Below are 19233 nucleotides of genomic sequence, written 5' to 3' on the forward strand. Positions count from 1 at the left end.
CCTTACAACGGAGTTTAGTCGGTTATGCTGCATGTTACAAGCGCTAACTGGGAGTTAAAATAACCCGGCCTTAGCTTGCCGGGGGGTTTTTAGATTAACAACTTCAATTACAGAGTGCGGCGGCTATCCAAACTATAGCTTCCGGCGTCCTGTACCGCCAGTGACAATTCACCTGACTTACCTACCTGCATAATTTATCATCGCCATCTCAAGACAACCATTGCTCCGAAGCCAAGCAGGAAGCAGGCATTGCCGTCACACCTTCCGACATTGGCCAAGGCTCACCTTCACTATGACATATCACATACAAATGATCCAACTTTAATATTTCTGTTGCAGAACGCATTGATACAGTCATTTGCGGCGATTTGGTTAATTTAATCTCAAACCCCAAGCGCCGCCCGTCCTGAATTATCAACAAATCAAGCTCACCCCCTGAATGCACGCCCCAGAAAAAAGCTTCACCCCGTTTAACATTCATGCGATGAATAATCTCTCGCAGAATAAATCCTTCCCAAGAAGCACCGCACTTGGGATGCGCCAACAAGGCATCTTCATCGCCTATACCTAGCAAGCTATGCAGCAAACCGCTATCCGTCACATAAACCTTAGGCGATTTAATTTCCCGCTTACCTACGTTGGCATGCCAAGGCATCAACCGGTAAGCCATAAAAGTTCCTTCCAGAATATCCAGATAACGTGATACCGTTTTGTCACTGACCCCCAACGACCGTGCCAACTCACTCCCGTTCCAGGTTTGCCCGTGATAATGGGCTAGCATTGTCCAGAAGCGGCGTAGCGTTAATGCAGGAAGGTTGATGCCGAGTTGCGGCAAGTCGCGTTCAAGATATGTGCGAATAAAAGCATCACGCCATTCCCGGCTGAGTTGCATGGTATCCACCAGCAAAGCCCTCGGAAAACCGCCACGCAGCCAGCGATTGTTCAGCCAAGCGGAGGAAGTATCCGCTTGTGCAATCTCACGCAATGACAATCCATCCAGTTCATGAAAAATCACCCTCCCCGCCAAACTTTCCGCTGCGTGCTTAAGCAACTCAGGAGCCGCGCTCCCCAGAATCAGAAAACGCGCCGGCAAATCCGGCCGGTCAGCCAGTACTCTCAGCAACGAGAAAATATCCGGACGCAGTTGAATTTCGTCGAGCACCACCAATCCTTTAAGTTCACGCAAAACAAACGCAGGATCAGCAAGCCGCGCTTGATCATCCGGATCTTCCAGATCGAAATGCCGCTTGGGGCCATCCCAATCACTTTCTAATTGGCGAGCAAGCGTTGTTTTCCCTACCTGACGCGCACCCAGAATAGCGACAATGGGGAAGTTTGCAAGTTGCCACTTAAGCGATTCAAGATGATGAGCTCGTTGAATCATCAGCACCTTATCTATGAAAATCCGGAATTATACTCCGATATTTCATAATAAAAAGAATGCTAGAATTAGAAAAAAAGCGTTTCTAGTAAATGCAGTTTGTGGAGGAACTACATGGATTCCACTATGTTTACGCTGATCGCACTGAATTAGCTTGTTGATACCAGCGATAAGTATCTTCCAAACCATCCTTGAGATTAATTTTTGCAGACCATCCCATCTGTTTTAGCCGTGAAACGTCCATTAATTTCCTCGGCGTGCCATCCGGCTTAGTTGAATCAAATATAATCTTTCCAGTAAAGCCGGTTACCTGGGCAATTGATTCTGCAAGTTGGGCAATGGAAACTTCCTGGCCTGTTCCCACGTTAATGTGAGACAGCATCGGCTGTGTATTGGCTTCGTATGTTTGTTTTGGTAAATCAAGTACAAAGAGTGATGCTTCCGCCATGTCATCGACGTGCAGAAATTCGCGATAAGGCTTACCACTGCCCCAGATGGCAACTTCAGGCGCATCTGAAATTACTGCTTCATGAAAACGCCGTATCAAAGCTGGTACCACGTGGCTGTTTTCAGGATGAAAATTATCTCCGGGCCCATACAGATTAGTCGGCATTACACTACGATAATCCACGCCATGCATTGCTCCGTATTGCCGGTTATAGCTCTCACACAACTTGATACCTGCAATCTTCGCAATCGCATAAGGTTCGTTGGTCGATTCCAGCGTTCCTGTTAGCAAAGTATCTTCTCGCATCGGTTGCGGCGCTAATTTGGGATAAATGCATGAACTTCCCAGAAACAACAAACGCTCCACACCGGCCATCCATGCTTGATGTACAACATTGCATTCCATCATCATGTTTTGGTAAATAAAATCTGCTGGATACGTATTATTGGCATATATTCCACCCACCTTCGCTGCAGCCAGTATAACCACATCTGGTTTTGCTTCCGAAAAAAAATCCCTGACAGAAGCTTGTTCGGTTAAATCCAGCTCAGCATGTGTGCGGGTAACCAGTTCAATCGCTTCGCCTTTCTCCTGCCTCGCTCTCAAGAGCCGGACAATTGCGGATCCGACCATGCCACTATGCCCAGCCACATAAATCTTTGTCATCACTTACCCTCTAAAAATCCAGAAAAAAACCTTTCATTGGTAAACATCAGAATGACTCTGAAGAAAACCATTTGTCATTCCGAATGTAGTGAGGAATCTTCAGGAATCAACAATCCGGTTTTATCTGACCACTAACTACACAACACGAGCGCCCTTAATCCGTCTATCTTTCATCTGTAGCACATCACTTAAGCTTTTAGCCAAAAAACTGCCTCAACTTGCTCACATTCTTCCAAAGCAGAGCTCCCATTCCGCCAACCCCAGTACGGCGCAGGGCGTCGTAATCCTCACGCGATTTGTGGATGATATTTTTCAGCGAACGGTTACTGGCTCCCCCGAGGCGCATCTTCACCATCACTTGCGGCAGATAAACTGCCTTGAAACCTGGCTGGGAGAACAAGCTCAAAATACTAAAGTAATCTGCTGCGATCCGATAGCGGGTTTCGAAACCGCCGATGCGCTCGTACCACTCACGCCGTACATAAAGCGTTGGATGCGGGGGCATCCAGCCCCAAGCCAGTAGCCACCTGCTGTACGGATTTGACTTCCAATACCGCACCACTCGGCTGACATCATCCTTCTTCACGTACTGCAAATCACCATAGACCGCGCATACAGCCGGGTCTGCAAATGCATCGGCCACCCACGTCAGTACGTCCGGAGAACCATAGATGTCATCCGCATGGAGGAACCCCACTACCTCGCCAGTTGATCGTGCGATACCCTTGTTCAATGCGTCGTAAATCCCCTTATCCGGCTCACTCACCAGTACTGCCAAGCGATTAATACGCGACTCCAGTAGCTCCACGGTACCGTCCCAACTGGCACCGTCGATCACCACATGCTCTTTGTTCGAATAAGCTTGTGCTTCCACCGAATCAAGGCAGTCACTTACCGTTTCCACGCAATTCCGAGTGACAGTGACCACCGAAATCCTTACTGATTTAAAGTTGAGCATAGATGTTGATCAATGAATTAACGACTATCAATTATTCCGAGCTATCTCTGTGTTTTGTTGCTACTACTCTTTTTTCATAGGCCTGGACGTGAATTGAGAATGCCGATTACTTAAGCACATCATACCGATGAACATGAAGAATAATAGAAACAACAATGGGTAAAACTTACCGAACGTGAAATCTCTCAATGAAATAAACATAATCGCATTCAGCATGGCAGCCACCAGTATGCGATTCAAGCTGATAAAGGGGCGGTTCGTCATCATTCGATCAAATAGCCTCCAAAGTAGACCAAAAATCAGGCCGATCTGGATGACGCCGGGGAGACCGTAATTAATATAGTATCGCCCAGGTATTGTGGGCGTGATATTAGATGATGCACCAAAACCGGTATGCCCCGTGCGTAACTCGTTGTATGGACCAAAGCTCGGATCTACAGGTTTGTTAGTCCAGAATTTGCGCGGAATTGGGTTAGAAATGAATACCGCAAATGTTTCGAACAGGGGCAGCACGATGCGTGGAATCACATCGGGACCATGTATAAAGGGTATCCTCTCCCCATAGGCATCAACTATGAAGGCGATCTCGCGATTCAAAGCGTAGCCGCGGAAAGGAGAGTGTTCATAGGAGTCCATGTCAATCTCGCCCATATCCCGAAAGTTGGCCTGTAAGCCGAGAATAACTATGGACAGCAATCCAAACAAAACCATGCGCAATATCTTAGGCCGTGCACTCAGACGCACGATTTGGTATAAAACAATAGTTAACAACACGAAAATTACGCCACTGCGCCCACCCAGAAGAATGTAGAGAATAAATAGGAAGAGTCCCATCAGTACAGCAAGGACAGACCAGCGCCACCGCTGCCAGTTAATCGAAATCAGCCACAGGATCACCACAGTCGGAATGGCTTGTCCAAACAAAGCAATCAAAGGGTCATCTGTGCCCAATCCTGAGCTTGAGAAAGCCACGTAGCCTCGTGCTCTCGCAGTCAAAGTATTTATTAGGTTTTCTAGCCCAAAACCGCCTCCGTTCATAAGGAATGCGAGAAGAGAAATTAATGTCCCAAGCATTAGGATTAGAGGTGTCGTAATCTTGAGCGCCATTGTAGGATCCATCACTACGTGGCTCTGCGTACAGGATGTGCGAACCAACACTCGTCCGAGATAGAAACACAAACAGAAAACAGTAATCACCAGTCCAGCCATGTTGCCTACTGAGTTGCCAGAATAGAAGGATTCATCCACCCCTGGAAAATCCGTACCCATCCAGACCGCGAAGATCGGATCCGCCACGGTGAAGACTAACATGCCCAGGCTAAATAACAGTGCATCGAAAACGTAGAAGCGCGCACTGAGGTCATGTAGGCTCTGGAACAATTCTAGCGAGAGTGCAACAAACAGAAGACACCAATTGATCTGCCAAGGCAAATCTAGTGCGATACTTAGGGTAAAAGACATTAACGCAACACCCAGCAGAATAATGGAGACCGGTCGTGTAGCGCCCCACCGAGAGCGGCGTAACTGGCTCATACTATATCCTCCCGACCTCGTTGTTAAGCTGCTGACGGTTGTTCCACCTCTGGCGAGTCCACATCAGAATTGCTTCTGGACGTAATAACTCAGTGAAACGTGGTCTAGGCCAACCTGCCACGGATGGGTCGATCAATGCGCGCGCCACCAAGCGGCAGCCCTTTTCCGTCAATCGACCCGAGAAGAGCTTTAAAGCTGCGGCCAGGCTTGCTTTCGCTTCATGACCCGCCAGACGCTTATGGTAACGCGAGCGGATACGCCCGTAGGCGAACAACTCCTTCGCAGCAATTAACAGCAACTCATGTAGCGGATCAGGGATGCAGAAGAGCGGATGGATTTGTCTACGCGCGGCAAGGATGATCTCGGAATCTGCATAAGTAATCCAGGCCTTGCTCATTGCAGTGTAAAAATCGATCTGAAGTTCACGATCGACACAAGGCAGATTGATTGACCAGAAATTCAGCCGCTCCATCATACGGGCGGCGGGAAGATGGGGACTGCGCCGGAGTATGCCGAGGGTAATCTCGCGCGCAGCGGGTAGATCAGAGGGATGGATCAGAATATCCACATCATTCCCCCAGGTTTCGGGCAACCCTTCGTAGTTGCGCAGGATAACGAAGGGCAAAGCCAAACCGAGTGCTTCAAGAAGTGCAATCAGCACTTGAGGGGCGGTATCGAGAAGCACGTTATCAGTCATTGGATGGGGTCTTTAGATTGAGGAGTGCGGCGCAAGTAGTTCACCACTAAGGCTGTGACAGGAAGCAGAGCAAAGAGCGCGATCATCACAAGGGTCCAGCCTGTCCACCCCAGCAGCACCAGCGCAGGTAATACCGCGACGATCAGGAGTTGACTGTAGAGGTTCAAGGCTCCTGTATCCCCTGCCAATCGCCAATTGACAAAGATCGGCCGGGTCAGCGCATGGGCCAGTGAAGCCATGAGCAGCAGCGGTAACAATACCCAGTACTTTGCGAGATCTTCACTGAATAACAGATCCACTATTAGGGGTCCCAGAAACGTGGTCAGCAATAGGAGCACAATGGATGCTATTAAAGCAAAGCGCATCGCATAACCTATACTATTAGTCAAACTGCGGCCTGAGCGCGCCAGATCGGCACTGAGGTGATTATCGATCACTTGGCTTAACAACCCAATCGGATTGGTGGCCGAGCGAAGTGCCTGGAAGGCCGCTAGTCCGGCGCCACCAAGACCTCGGTCCACCAGCGCCACCGTTGCGAAATTTGTCAGGAAATTAGCCACTGCGGTACCAAAGTTTGAAAGATGATGGATGGCAGTCCTATCCGGCAGTACAACGCGTATCTCGTGAAATAGCGCGCGTGAAGTAAAGATGAAGCCGATCATTGCTATGACATTTACTGCGACTTGCGCGATGACAAAGCTCAATGCGTCAAGATGATCTGCCCCAATCAAAAGGATGCCAGAAAAAAAAAGTGCGAAACGCGTTAATGTCACAACAAAGGCTGCGCGCGCGCCCTTGAGCCGAATGGTTAACCAGCGTGTAGCCTCGTACATGCATTGTGAGGCAAAAAAGCCGAACGATAGCAGCCAGAGTTGCTGAGTGATCCGCCCCTCGAAACTGGCGAAGAAATGCATCACCAGAGGACTGACGAGCGCAAAGCCTAATAGCAAGACTCCCAGCAGAACAATAGAAATACCGAGTTGCTTTCCCGCGTTCACCCCTGTGCTGGAAGCCATAGGTAGTAACACTAATCCGAAGAGAAAGAAGCTGAAAGATTGATTGAGGCTAAAAAGTGCTGTGTAGAGTTCCAGCGCAGGCTGGTCGAGCAATCGCACCGCTGCTAAAAAAAGGCAAAACGTGAAACCGCTGGCAAAAGCCTGCTCACACAACGGAAGCACCGCCTTCGGTAGCTTCACAATTTCGTCCTTTTACGGATTTGACGCACCGTATCCTCAACCCCTGCAGATGCATCGATGCATGTGAAATAGCAGTAGCACTCCAGTTCGTCAGTGATACGATGGTATTGCTCGCTGATCTCTTCGATCGTCAATTCAGGCTTGGCATGGTGGACGGCGACGGCATCTCGTACAGGCAAGGCGACGAGGTCAGGTTTGGGGCCAAGTGCAAGAAACAAGCGTGGTACGGCGCGGTGAAGGTTCAGATAGGCACGCTGATACAGGAAGTCATGATAGGAGCGGGCGAAGATGATCACTTCACCCGGTTTCGTGCGGTGCAGGGTAATGCGGCCCAGCACGTGATCGATCCCGTACCAGATACCCAGAAATACTGATTTGGCACTTCGCAAGGGTTTGACCATACCGGCGTTGCGCAGCCCCTCCGGAGCGGCTTTCTGCGGAGCACGGCCAAGCACACGCGACACGGATGGCATGATTCCGAAGGAGAAGTTCATGCGCCGTACAGAATAGTTTTCGGCTAGAACCTCGGCTAGGCGATCGGCGACTGTCGTTTTGCCGCTGCCATCCGGGCCGACTACTACAATATAGCGAGCACGATTCATTGATGATGCCCCTGTGTCTTTTTGTCTGCTGTACGGACTTCGTCAAGCTTCAGGTTGATGAGGAACTCATAAAAGGCTCGTAGTAGTGCGAATCGCAGTCCTGCCTTGCCATCAAGGAATCCACCATTGAATACGTAGAGATAAAGAAATCCCGCCAACGGGCGAAAGGGTAGCCGCATGTATAGCTGTTTAAGACCCTTCCGCCTCAGACCTGGGTCACGGGAAAAGATCAGCTTCGACTCCCCCTTCACACCTTTCGCTTTTTCTTCGGCTTCTGCGGTAGAATACCGATTGTGTCGGTCAATCCAGTATGCAAGGCCTTTAGCAAAAGGGTAATGTAACAGATGGCCTGAAAGTCGCATTGTTTGAAGATCGCAATGATATTCCTCATTGATTTCCCGCTCCACTCGTACTGATGGTGCATGACATAATCTTCCAAACCATGTAGGGTAACCCGAAGAACGGCGGATCCATTGCCCCATAAAGAAATCTTTTCGGCGCATATAAGCCATACCAAAACCTTCAGTAACAAGACGTTTAAAAACTTGATGCAATTCAAGAACAAGCTCCTCGGAGATTGCCTCGTCGGCATCAAGAAAAAAGACCCACTCATTTACTTTGGGCATTTCCTTAAGTGCAAAATTGCGCTGGCTAGCATATCCAACAAAGGTGTTCTGGAATACTTTAGCACTGTTCAATAGCGCTAACTCAACTGTAGAATCATCGCTAAAGCTATCGAGTACAATAATCTCAGAAAAATGATGTATCGCTGATTTTATTGCGTTTGCAATCACTTCCTCTTCATTTTTTGTGAGAATTACAACAGTGATAGGAAGTTTTTCACCGTTTATTGAATTCATTATATATCTCAGCTAAACGTTGTACTGAATTATCCCAACTGAACAAATTTGAACGTTCTTGAATACGAGCACGTTCAGTTAGTGCCGTTGTATTATCAAAACCAAGCGCTAGAACACGCAAAATTTCATCTTTACGATTTAAATCAAAGGAATATTCAGTCTCCCCCACAATTTCGTCTAGAGCCGATCCTCTGGCTGCCAGAACAAGAGCACCACAACGAGCTGCTTCCAATGCTGGTAAACCGAATCCCTCATAAATAGAAGGAATCAAAAGTGCTGTACAATTACTATAAAGCTGGCGCAGCGAAATATTATTAATCCCGTATAAATGAAGAAACGTATTGGTCGACAATCCGAGTGAAGTTGCGTAAGCATACTCGTCGGCAGAGAGCGAATTACTTCCCACTATAACAAGCCGGTTCTCTAAACCTTGTTTACGTGCTTCTGCCATAAATGACAGTACATATGGAAAATTCTTACAATATCCACGAGTACCTACATAGAGAAAATAACCTTGTGGTTCGATAAGTTCCTCACCAATTACAAAAGGAGCAGTAAAAGGTTCTGGAAAAAATTCCTCATCAACACCGTTATAAACTACTTCAACAATGCCAGAATTTATGTCAGGGTAGTGACGCAATAAGTCTTGCTTCGTTCTTTCAGAAACTACAATTATCCGATCAGCAAAGTTACATGCACGCTTTTTGATATATGCTAGTAGCGGATCACGGAAGTTAGAAGGAAATAATTCATTCATAAAGTCGTGGATAGTAACTACGTTGAACCGTGCCTTCTTAGATATACGATAGTAACTTGAATGAAATATATCTGATTCTATTTGTGAACCGAGGAATCTACGCACATAAGTTGGGCTACTTTCTGAAATTATTGGGTGTGTAAGTGTAAGCTCTCGACGAAAAACATTATTTTTTGCTCCGGATCCTTCAAGAAAGTATAAATCCAATGCTATTTTATCTAGGCGTTCAATGTTTTTCGCCCATACTCTGCTCACACCACCAACAGTCTGCAATTCGAAAATGAAATTATCACAAAGAATCACTTTACTATACCGCAAACGCGTTCGGCCAAATCATTTCCTTGATGCAAGAGTGCAAGAAGTGCAAGAACTGCTGCAGCCTCTCCACCAGGAGTGTTTCTGAATTCATTAAGAAAGTAGATCGCAGATTCTCTAGCATTCCAGGAGCCGAATTCACGTTTAAAATTGCGATGATGTTGACCTAGCCAATATGCAACACGATCCGTCATAGCTGGTGCAAATTCAGTGAAGAATTCCCAATCAATTATTGCAAAAATTGATTTATCAAAATCTGTTTCTAATTTACTAAAAACATTTTCTGATCCAAGATCACAATGAGCAGCACATACTGCAAAAAAGTTATCTGAAGCAATCTGCTGCACAACTTCAATAATTGCTGGATTAGTAATTCTTTTTTTTATGGAAGAAAACCATCCAAAAGCGCTTATTGGTTGTGATATGGGAGCATCTGATGAACGCAATGAAGCAATTGCATTAAAAATATAATCAGGTATTCCTTTTGATTTCTCGTGGATACTCAAATTATCATTAATAGCACTCATACTTAAAGCACAAATACCATTTGAATCAATAAAATTCACAGCTCGAGGAATATCGAAGGGTAATTCAACATGCTCTAGCTGCTTTAAAATTTCACGTTCACGTACTATTCCTGAGCGTGCAGCCTCGGTTAACGCAATCTTGGTAACAGTTAATGGCTTACCTTTCCCATCAAGTTCGAATACATAGACACGGCCATTTTGTGCAATTTTGTGCAATAAGATGGCTAAAGCTCCATCCGGTGCTTTGACTGGTATCTTTGATACTACATCTGAAATTAGTTTCAATCTTCGTGGAACTCTTCGAAAAATCAGAAGGTTTATAGCATTCATTAAATATGCAATTTTTCTTTTTAAAGAATAACGTGGATAAAACCTATGTAATGCAGCCAAGGAATCGATTATGTTCGCTCCTGAATAATAAAAATCTATAAGATACATCATCCTCATAATTCAAATTATTTCATCAAAATAGCATGTGTTGATTTCTATAAAGAATCAAAGATTCTATTTTAACTATCACCACATAATTTGTTGTAAACATTCAAGGCATTCCTAAAAAGTTCCAAGAAAATCCTAAATAATTTCGTATTGAATACTCCAAAGCTTCATCCATTCATTCGCATTTGCCACTTTTCCGAGCTGTTTATAACCTATTACCTCGTCAAGAGCCGCCATGAACAAAAGTCCTCAATATGAGGTACCACCAAGCATGGCTAGTATAAATTCACCCCCTAAATCATCCTTTAATCAATTATGCAAATTAACCAACTAGATAGATTACTAAAATCGTTCTTGCTCCAAACAAATTCTTTAATTCTAAAACTGAAAATTAACATTGATTCTTTTATAGCACCCACGATACATCGACCTATTCCTTGTAGTCATATGCCTGATAACCATTTTGTTTGATCAGGGCATATTTCTCAGCAGATTTCAAATCCTCTCGCATCATTTCCGCAACCAATTCCTCAAAACTGATTTTGGGTGTCCACCCCAATTTTTCTTTAGCTTTGGCCGGATTGCCTAGCAATGTTTCGACTTCCGCCGGACGGAAGTAACGAGGATCGACACACACAATTACATTCCCTTTCTGGTCGATGCCGGTTTCATTGATACCTTCCCCTTGCCAGGTTATTTCGAGCCCTACTTCTTTTGCTGCAATGGTTACAAAATCTCGAACTGAGTATTGCACACCGGTTGCAATGACAAAATCTTCCGGTTCTTCCTGCTGCAACATCATCCATTGCATACGCACATAATCCTTGGCATGCCCCCAATCCCGTTTGGCGTTCATATTCCCGAGATACAAACAATTCTGCATCCCTAACTTGATACGTGCCAATGCCCGTGTAATTTTGCGGGTTACAAAAGTTTCTCCTCGAATGGGAGATTCATGATTAAACAAAATACCATTGCAGGCATACATACCATAAGATTCCCGGTAGTTTACTGTTATCCAGTAGGCGTATAACTTGGCAACGCCGTATGGTGAGCGAGGATAAAACGGAGTCGTTTCCGATTGAGGTATCTCTTGAACTTTTCCATATAATTCGGATGTAGAAGCCTGATAAAAACGAGTCTTTTTTTCCAAACCAAGAATGCGTATGGCTTCCAACAAGCGTAATGTGCCAATGGCATCCGAATCAGCGGTATATTCCGGTTCTTCAAAAGAAACCGCAACGTGTGATTGCGCCGCGAGATTGTAAATCTCATCCGGCTGCACCTGTTGAATGATACGAGTCAAGCTGGAAGAATCGGTCATGTCACCGTGATGCAAAATAAAACGCACATGCTTTTCGTGCGGATCTTGATAGAGATGATCGATACGATCGGTATTAAATAGCGACGTGCGGCGTTTGATACCGTGTACTTCATAGTCTTTATCAAGAAGAAACTCAGCCAAATAGGCACCATCCTGGCCAGTCACTCCAGTAATCAATGCTTTTTTATTCACAACTTATTGTTTTCCTCTGTTTTTTTAAATTCAACGCACAACTTCGAATGACAATGCTTGTGGCCCTAGTCTACGGCGGCTCTTGACTTTAGATTCCCCAAAGGCCCCGCCTGCAGCATCAATGGCAGAATCAAAATCGGTTTTGCGATTGGAGAAACGATGCAGGTGAATACCCTGTCGATCAATAAGCTGCCGCTGAAGAGATGCTATATATAATCTCACCATGTCCTTTGAAGCACGATCTTTCTTATCAAGCCAAATATGGAGTGTTATTGCAAATTTTTTCCCGGAATCGCCTGGCTCCGGTGATTTTTTGAACACCCTCAACCAATAATCCAATTCGGGTCCAAGCTCATCACTGACCGTCTTGGCAATAACTTCTGTTTCATTCTTAGTGTAGTTACCGATCAGAACTTTGTTATTCGAGACAGGTGCAAACCCTAGCCGGGTATTCAGCAGGATATGAAAATTCCGCAGCAAAGCGATAAAACGTAGCGGTTTATACGTTAAGTAGAAATATCCGGTTGATACAATAATAAAACCTAGCAGCATGGTAAATTCCGGAACACCCAGATACATACCGGTAAGTCCAATTATTCCAAGTAAACAGTGTAAAAAAACCATGGTAAAAACGATTTCCGTAACCCTGAGACCGGATCTCATCAGTAAATGGTGCAAGTGTTGCCGATCCGCAGCAAAAGGAGATTGCCCGGCACTCATCCGGCGCAGCATGACTCCGAACATATCCATCAGTGGAACAGAAAAGAGCCAAATTGCCGTTACCGGCGTAATTGCAGGATTGGGATTTTGAGAAAGATCAACCAGCAACCAGGCAAACATCAATCCCAGCAACATACTGCCATTATCACCAAGAAAAACCCGTGCACGGTGTTGATAAAAATGCCGGAGGTTATAATATAAAAAACCAATTACTCCTCCTGCAAGCGCACAGATCAATATTAGATTATGATGATCTTCTGCTAAATACGCTGTCACACCAATTAACAACAAACTCGTAAGAGCAATGGAACCAGACAGTCCATCAATACCGTCGATCATGTTCAGTGCGTTGATTCCACCAATAGTAGCAATCAAAGTAAAAGCAATACCAAAGACTCCAAGTTGCAAAGGAAATCCAAATAACAACCCGCCGAGTTCGTGCAGTACTACTCCTCCAAATATGATCATGAGAAGCGCAACAATTGTCTGAATTACGAAACGTAATTTGTAGCCGAGCTTAATTGCATCATCAACAAAGCCGGTGATATAAATAAGAATGGAACAAGCCGCCAAAACAATACATTTTTGCAAATGTTCAGGATAATGATTAATCAAAATAGTGAGCGCGTAACATAGCGCTGCTAATACGCCAATTCCCCCTACAAACGGCGTATGCATATCATGCAATTTATGCGCATCGTCTGGTTCATCCGCCAAACTAAAGACGTACATTAAGGAAACAGTTACTCGAATAATAAGTATTGACAAAAAAATACTGATTAAGAACACAACAACTAAGTTGATATCCATGATTATGACTACCTTGGTTTATGGTAACTATATTGATAAACATACTTGCCATAGCGATAGCCATATCCGTAGCGGGAAGAGGATTGCGGCATATCATTAAATACGATGCCCTTAATCGGAATACCCGACTGAGAGAATCTTCTAATACTTTGTTCCAATTCACGTTTGGTATGTGATCCAGCTTTTATGACCATAAATACCGCACCTGCCAATCGGCTGATAATTGCGGCATCGGTCACTGCCAAGATAGGCGGGGAATCGATAATGATCAGATCATATTGTTTGGTCAATCCATCCAGAAGCAAACCAAAACGTTCATGAAGTAATAATTCGGATGGATTGGGCGGAATAGTTCCGGTAGGAATAAAATTGATATTGGCTGACGGTATTTCACGCGTGGCATCTTGAACAGATCGTGTATTAAGTATAACTTCGGATAAGCCATTTTCACGATTTGTCCCTAATGATTTATTGATCTCGCCTTTGCGCATATCGGCATCGATCAATAATATTTTCTTGCCTGCATCGGCCATTACTATCGCGAAATTCATAGCAACGAATGATTTACCGACACCCGGACTTGGTCCGGTAATGACAATAATATTGTTCTGCGCTTCCAATAAAGAAAAATGAATCGTCGTACGCAAACTCCGCAGACTTTCAACGGCCACGTCTTCTTTGTTACGAAGCGATAGAACAGCCGGCCTGTTATGTCTGATTGATTTGCTCGGTTTACTCAATTCCTTATCGAGTAGTTCTTGATCCTTACTATGGTGAATAGTGGCGTACACAGGAATGTGCAATTGCTTTTCGACCAGATCCGGATCCTCGATCCCGCGCAACAGCGATTTACGGACAAAAACTGCTACGATTCCAAGGAATAAGCCCAGAATAAAAGCTACGCCGATAATCAACAATTTATTCGGCTTAATCGCCTTATCCGGTAATACCGCGTAATCGATGACTCTGACATCTCCCACCGTACCTGCTTTTGCCACACGCAATGTCTGCGCATTATTCAGCAAGGTGGTATAAAGGTTAGTGCTCACCTTGACATCGCCCGATAATTCCAAGACGACTTGCTGGGTTTCCGGCAATGCTTTGATCATTTGATTATGTGATTGCAGTTGTGCTTGCAGCCGTGCAATCTGTTTATCCACTGCAATTACATTCGGATGAGATTCGGTAAATTTTTGCCGCAATTCATCGCGCTTCTGCTGCAAAAGGGTAATTTGTGTTTTTATTTCGACGACCCCGGTCAAGGTATTTTGTGTCTCAATATCCAGATTGACAGAGCCTTTCTGATTTTTATATTCATTCAGAGCAGCTATCGAAGCTTCCATCTGTTCTTTGAGAATTGGCAATTGTTTATCAAGAAATTCCAATGTTTTTTGCGACTCGGCAGATTTATGCTCAACGTTCTGCTGCACATAAATATTGGCAATCTCATTTAGTACCCGGACAGCATGTGCAGCATTTGCCGATTCCAGCGTCAACTCCAAGATTCCCGTGCTTTTCCCTTTTTCAGACACGGTCAAATTATTTCTAAGTTGCCGTATTGCGTTATGTGCAGATTGCCGCATCAGGGTAAATTGCGTTCCGGGGCGTGCTTTTAATAACGATATGAATAAGCTGATAGGTTGCTGATGATTTCCAATTTGCTGATTTAACAGTTTTCCTACCTCACCCTCAGCAATCAATTCATCATGATAAAAAAGTTGGAACTGACCTTGATGACCTGCTAGCAAGACGAATTCCTTATCCCTAAACGCATCCGGCATCGTCAGCGTGTTAACCTGGATCGCTTCTCCGCCCCAGGCATATCCAGTTTGCCCAAAGAGCGGACTGGACACTGCATTCTCCGGATTATTGCGTCCAAACCTTCTCGCAATTGCTTCACCAACAAAAGGGAAAGTCTTTGGTTTGGCAATAACTTCCAGATCCAGATTATTAATGACGGCCCCAAGCACCTTTCTGGATTTGATCAGCTCGATTTCAGCCATTACCGGAAGTTTACCTCCAAACATATCGGTTAATGGCTCCACACCGATCATTGATTGTGATTTCTCATTCACTTGCAGCATCGCATCGACTTTATAAATCGGTGTATCGATAAAGGCTTTACCAATGCCCAGCAGGAAAACAATAAGCGTTATTATCAGGATTAGCCATTTGCCATCCATCACAATACTTAACAACTCACCCAAATTGATTACATCGTTCTCGTTATCTGGACCGAACTGGGTTAAGTGACTCGAATTATCCGGGTGCGAATTAGGCATGGGCGATATGCAAGTAAATTATCAAGGGATGGTTCTGAATGGCTGGACACGTAAGGATCCGTCAAACAAATTCAGCAAATCGACGGTCGGTTGAATTTGTCCGATGATCTGATTCCAGCGGATACCTTCCGCCCGGTCTACAAAAACCACGTCACGCGGTTGTAAAGGGAAGCGTTCCGCTAAAATAAACGCATCGGGCGATTTCGCATCCAAATGGTATATGGCGGATTTTCCCAGAGCGCTTCTAAACACGAAGACTCTCGCTGCGTCCGATGTTTCTTGATCAATCCCAGCCGCTTCGGTCAGCGCTTCGGTCAAAGTCATGCGTGCTTTATTCATCACGACACTCCGCGGCCGAACACCAAAACCGCGCCCCAGGTTGGTCTCACCCAATACAAAAACCTTATTAAATTCGTTATCCGGCACGTTAAGAACATCACCATGCCTGAGCAATACGTTTTGCTTAACATCACCACCTTCGTAAAGGCTTAATAGATTGATGCTGTAGGTTTGATCATTCCGCGTTAAAGTGATATTGCGTAGATCCGCTCTCGGCGTTACGCCGCCAGCACTATTGATCGCTTCCAGAACGGTTAGCGGTATATCTCTAACTAAATGAATTCCAGGCTGCGCAACCTCGCCCACCACATAAACCCGTTGACTGCGATAGCCGGCCACGCGAACATCAAGCTGAACATTCTCAATATACTTGGAAAGTTTGAACGTTAATTCATCGCGAATTTCTTCAACTGTTCTACCTGCCGCTCGAATGACACCGGCGTAAGGGTAAAAAAAAGTACCGTCTTCGCCTACTACATTGCCAGCCATTTCCGCGCTTCTAAATTCACCTGCAGGAATCGTTAATTCCGGATGTCCCCAAACCGTGATATTCAGAATATCCCGTGGCCCCACCCGGTATTGATCATAAGGCTCTACTTCTGGAGTACCTTTTATAGTTTTGGAACCAATACGGTAATCGAAATAATGATTGGCAACATTGTCAGGTCCGAGGCTGCGATTATTGATATCCTTTTCCATATCAATAATTAGCTGCGCATTAATCGTTTGAATATTGAGTCTTTTTAGAATTGTTTCATTATCCTCGTCAACTGGCATTTCCACGCTTGATTTGGTCGCAAATGCCCTCATATGTTGCCCTGGAATCAGAGTGCAGGCAGCCAAATGACTCAATATGATTGGAATGAAAATAATAATTACCCACTTGAGAATTACTTCATCGATATGCAGTAATTTATATAACTTCAACCTGAAATCCTTTTGTGTTGTAACGAAAAAATAACCTTTAAAAGATTAGCTACCAGATCAAGAATGGAAAAACCTTCTCATCTTTGCCAATATCTCTCTTCACAAACCATTGGAATCGAAATGCTCAAATATTTTATTCTGATGTAAATTATGCAATTGCTTTAAAACGAGGCTAAGGTTAGATGTATTTGATCTTTTAGGGCTTTTATCACATTCTCTATATATTTAATTAAAATTATGATCTCGAATAGAAATCAGCTTGATTCGACTGTATTTATTCAACTGTCACCGCTTTAGCTAGATTCCTTGGTTTGTCGACATCAGTACCTTTTACGAGAGCAGCATGATAAGCAAGTAATTGCAATGGGATAGTATGCAAAATCGGGCTTAATAATCCAGTATGCTCGGATAGACGGATGACATGCAAATGATCGCTTGGTACGATTTGAGAATCAGCATCGGCAAATACATATAATTCACCCCCACGCGCTTGCACCTCCTGCAAATTGGATTTAAGTTTTCCGAGTAGCTGATCATTTGGAGCAATGGCAATCACCGGCATTTCATTATCCACCAGGGCGAGCGGGCCGTGCTTTAATTCGCCAGCTGCATAAGCTTCAGCGTGGATATATGAAATCTCTTTAATCTTGAGCGCACCTTCCAGTGCTATCGGGTAATGCACGCCACGACCTAGAAATAATGCATGGTGCTTCTGAGCAAAACTTTGCGCCCAGATTTTGACTTGTTCCTCTACTTGCAGCGCATGTTGTAATGCATTTGGTAAGTGGCGCATAGCTGCAATCATTTCACACTCGGCTTGTTCAGTCAGCTTGCGTTGCACCTTAGCCAATGTAACAGTCAGCAACAATAGTGAAGCGAGCTGTGTAGTAAATGCTTTGGTCGATGCTACACCGATTTCCGGGCCAGCACGGGTCAGGAAGCGCAAATTAGTTTGTCGCATCAATGCACTTTCGGGTACATTGCAGATCGCAAGACTATAGCTGTGACCAAGTCTTTTGGCATAATCAAGCGCTGCTAGCGTATCGGCAGTTTCGCCTGATTGCGAAATGGCAACAACCAATGTCGCCGGACTAACAACCGGGGTTCGGTACCGGTATTCACTGGCAATCTCAACATTGCATGGAAGACCGGCAACCGTTTCCAGCCAATAACGAGCGACCAATCCGGCATGATAGCTGGTACCGCATGCCAGAATTAGGATCTGTTTAGTGTTGGTGAATACTGACTCTGCCTCACTCCCGAATAAATTTGGAGTGATCAACTGAGTATTCGATAGCATTTCCAAAGTATTGGCAACAGCGCCCGGTTGCTCAAAAATTTCTTTCTGCATGTAATGCGTGTACGAACCTAGACCGATTTCTTCATTAGACAAAAGCGATTCGTGTACAACTCGATTTACTGGTTCACTCAGTTGATTATTTAAGTAATTGACGATATGAAAACTGTGACTATAAATTTCCGCAATATCGCCCTCTTCGAGGTAAATTACATTGCGTGTCACTTGCAGCAATGCAGAAACATCCGATGCCACATAATTGCCATCTTCACTTACCCCCAGAATTAGCGGTGCGCCATGGCGAGCCGCGACGATTCGCTCCGGATCCGCTTCTTCCATAATAGCGATGGCATAAGCGCCTTGCAGATCTGCTATTGCTAAACAAACTGCTTTGAATAGATCCGATGTTTGCTTGAGTTTGAAATCAATCAGATGTGCGATAACTTCGGTGTCGGTATCCGACAAAAAATGGTATCCGTGATTTTTGAGATTTGCACGAATAGCCTCGTGATTTTCTATGATGCCATTGTGCACGACCGCAATGCGTGATTCTTCTCCGGAAAAATGTGGATGTGCATTACGTTCTGAAGGCTCCCCGTGCGTTGCCCATCGGGTATGAGCAATACCTGCAAGACCTTTTGCTTTGTGTTGCTCTACCAGCTTGCCAAGCTCATTGACACGCCCTGCTGTGCGCAATCTTTTTAGACCGTAATCGGTAAATACAAGACCTGCGGAATCGTAACCTCGATATTCAAGACGTTGCAATCCTTCCAATAGAACAGGAATTACATTTGCTTTTGCAATTGCACCAATAATTCCACACATCGGCTGTTTATCTCCTCACATTGGTATAAAAAGGATAAAGCTTAATTAAACAAAACATTGCAGGATAATTCTTTTAATTATAAAAAAATACTCAAACTACCCCATTTTGATCACGACTTGTAAATCAAAATAATAGAAT

Annotated in this window: 15 protein-coding genes; all 15 read right to left on the minus strand. The window is 44.7% G+C overall.

Features of this window, described 5'->3' with window-relative positions:
* Positions 1-208: 208 nt before the first annotated feature.
* Positions 209-1384, minus strand: coding sequence for an ATP-binding protein (locus tag KF839_RS12370; protein WP_292918152.1), 1176 nt, complete (start codon positions 1382-1384; stop codon positions 209-211).
* 127 nt (positions 1385-1511) lie between these two features.
* On the minus strand, positions 1512-2495 hold the full coding sequence (gene fcl, locus KF839_RS12375; protein WP_292918153.1) for a GDP-L-fucose synthase: 984 nt from the start codon (positions 2493-2495) through the stop codon (positions 1512-1514).
* A 196-nt stretch (positions 2496-2691) separates the two neighbouring features.
* Positions 2692-3453 carry a glycosyltransferase family 2 protein gene (locus tag KF839_RS12380; RefSeq protein ID WP_292918154.1) on the minus strand — a complete coding sequence of 254 codons (762 nt, stop codon included), beginning with the start codon at positions 3451-3453 and terminating at the stop codon, positions 2692-2694.
* Between the two features lie 63 nt (positions 3454-3516).
* Complete coding sequence (locus tag KF839_RS12385; RefSeq protein WP_292918155.1) at positions 3517-4986, minus strand: O-antigen polymerase; 1470 nt, start codon at positions 4984-4986, stop codon at positions 3517-3519.
* Between the two features lies 1 nt (position 4987).
* Positions 4988-5683: a hypothetical protein gene (locus KF839_RS12390; protein WP_292918156.1), complete on the minus strand. Its 696-nt coding sequence runs from the start codon at positions 5681-5683 to the stop codon at positions 4988-4990.
* Positions 5680-6879: a hypothetical protein gene (locus tag KF839_RS12395; RefSeq protein ID WP_292918157.1), complete on the minus strand. Its 1200-nt coding sequence runs from the start codon at positions 6877-6879 to the stop codon at positions 5680-5682. The genes KF839_RS12390 and KF839_RS12395 overlap by 4 nt, the downstream gene beginning before the upstream one ends.
* Complete coding sequence (locus KF839_RS12400; protein ID WP_292918158.1) at positions 6876-7481, minus strand: hypothetical protein; 606 nt, start codon at positions 7479-7481, stop codon at positions 6876-6878. The genes KF839_RS12395 and KF839_RS12400 overlap by 4 nt, the downstream gene beginning before the upstream one ends.
* Positions 7478-8341 carry a glycosyltransferase family 2 protein gene (locus KF839_RS12405; protein ID WP_292918159.1) on the minus strand — a complete coding sequence of 288 codons (864 nt, stop codon included), beginning with the start codon at positions 8339-8341 and terminating at the stop codon, positions 7478-7480. The genes KF839_RS12400 and KF839_RS12405 overlap by 4 nt, the downstream gene beginning before the upstream one ends.
* Positions 8322-9353, minus strand: coding sequence for a glycosyltransferase family 4 protein (locus KF839_RS12410; protein ID WP_292918160.1), 1032 nt, complete (start codon positions 9351-9353; stop codon positions 8322-8324). Before KF839_RS12410 ends, KF839_RS12405 begins: the two co-directional genes overlap by 20 nt.
* Positions 9354-9397: 44 nt before the next feature.
* Positions 9398-10330: a hypothetical protein gene (locus tag KF839_RS12415; protein ID WP_292918161.1), complete on the minus strand. Its 933-nt coding sequence runs from the start codon at positions 10328-10330 to the stop codon at positions 9398-9400.
* 478 nt (positions 10331-10808) lie between these two features.
* The gene (gene gmd, locus KF839_RS12420; RefSeq protein ID WP_292918162.1) at positions 10809-11894 is read right to left on the minus strand and encodes a GDP-mannose 4,6-dehydratase; all 1086 of its coding nucleotides are present in this window, start codon (positions 11892-11894) and stop codon (positions 10809-10811) included.
* A gap of 30 nt (positions 11895-11924) precedes the next feature.
* The gene (locus KF839_RS12425; RefSeq protein WP_292918163.1) at positions 11925-13424 is read right to left on the minus strand and encodes an MraY family glycosyltransferase; all 1500 of its coding nucleotides are present in this window, start codon (positions 13422-13424) and stop codon (positions 11925-11927) included.
* An 8-nt stretch (positions 13425-13432) separates the two neighbouring features.
* Complete coding sequence (locus KF839_RS12430; protein WP_292918164.1) at positions 13433-15706, minus strand: polysaccharide biosynthesis tyrosine autokinase; 2274 nt, start codon at positions 15704-15706, stop codon at positions 13433-13435.
* 21 nt (positions 15707-15727) lie between these two features.
* Positions 15728-16972: a polysaccharide export protein gene (locus KF839_RS12435; RefSeq protein ID WP_292918165.1), complete on the minus strand. Its 1245-nt coding sequence runs from the start codon at positions 16970-16972 to the stop codon at positions 15728-15730.
* Positions 16973-17246: 274 nt separating this feature from the next.
* Positions 17247-19094 carry a glutamine--fructose-6-phosphate transaminase (isomerizing) gene (gene glmS, locus KF839_RS12440; protein WP_292918166.1) on the minus strand — a complete coding sequence of 616 codons (1848 nt, stop codon included), beginning with the start codon at positions 19092-19094 and terminating at the stop codon, positions 17247-17249.
* Positions 19095-19233: the final 139 nt, after the last annotated feature.

The organism is Nitrosomonas sp. (assembly GCF_019635155.1).
GTDB lineage: Bacteria > Pseudomonadota > Gammaproteobacteria > Burkholderiales > Nitrosomonadaceae > Nitrosomonas.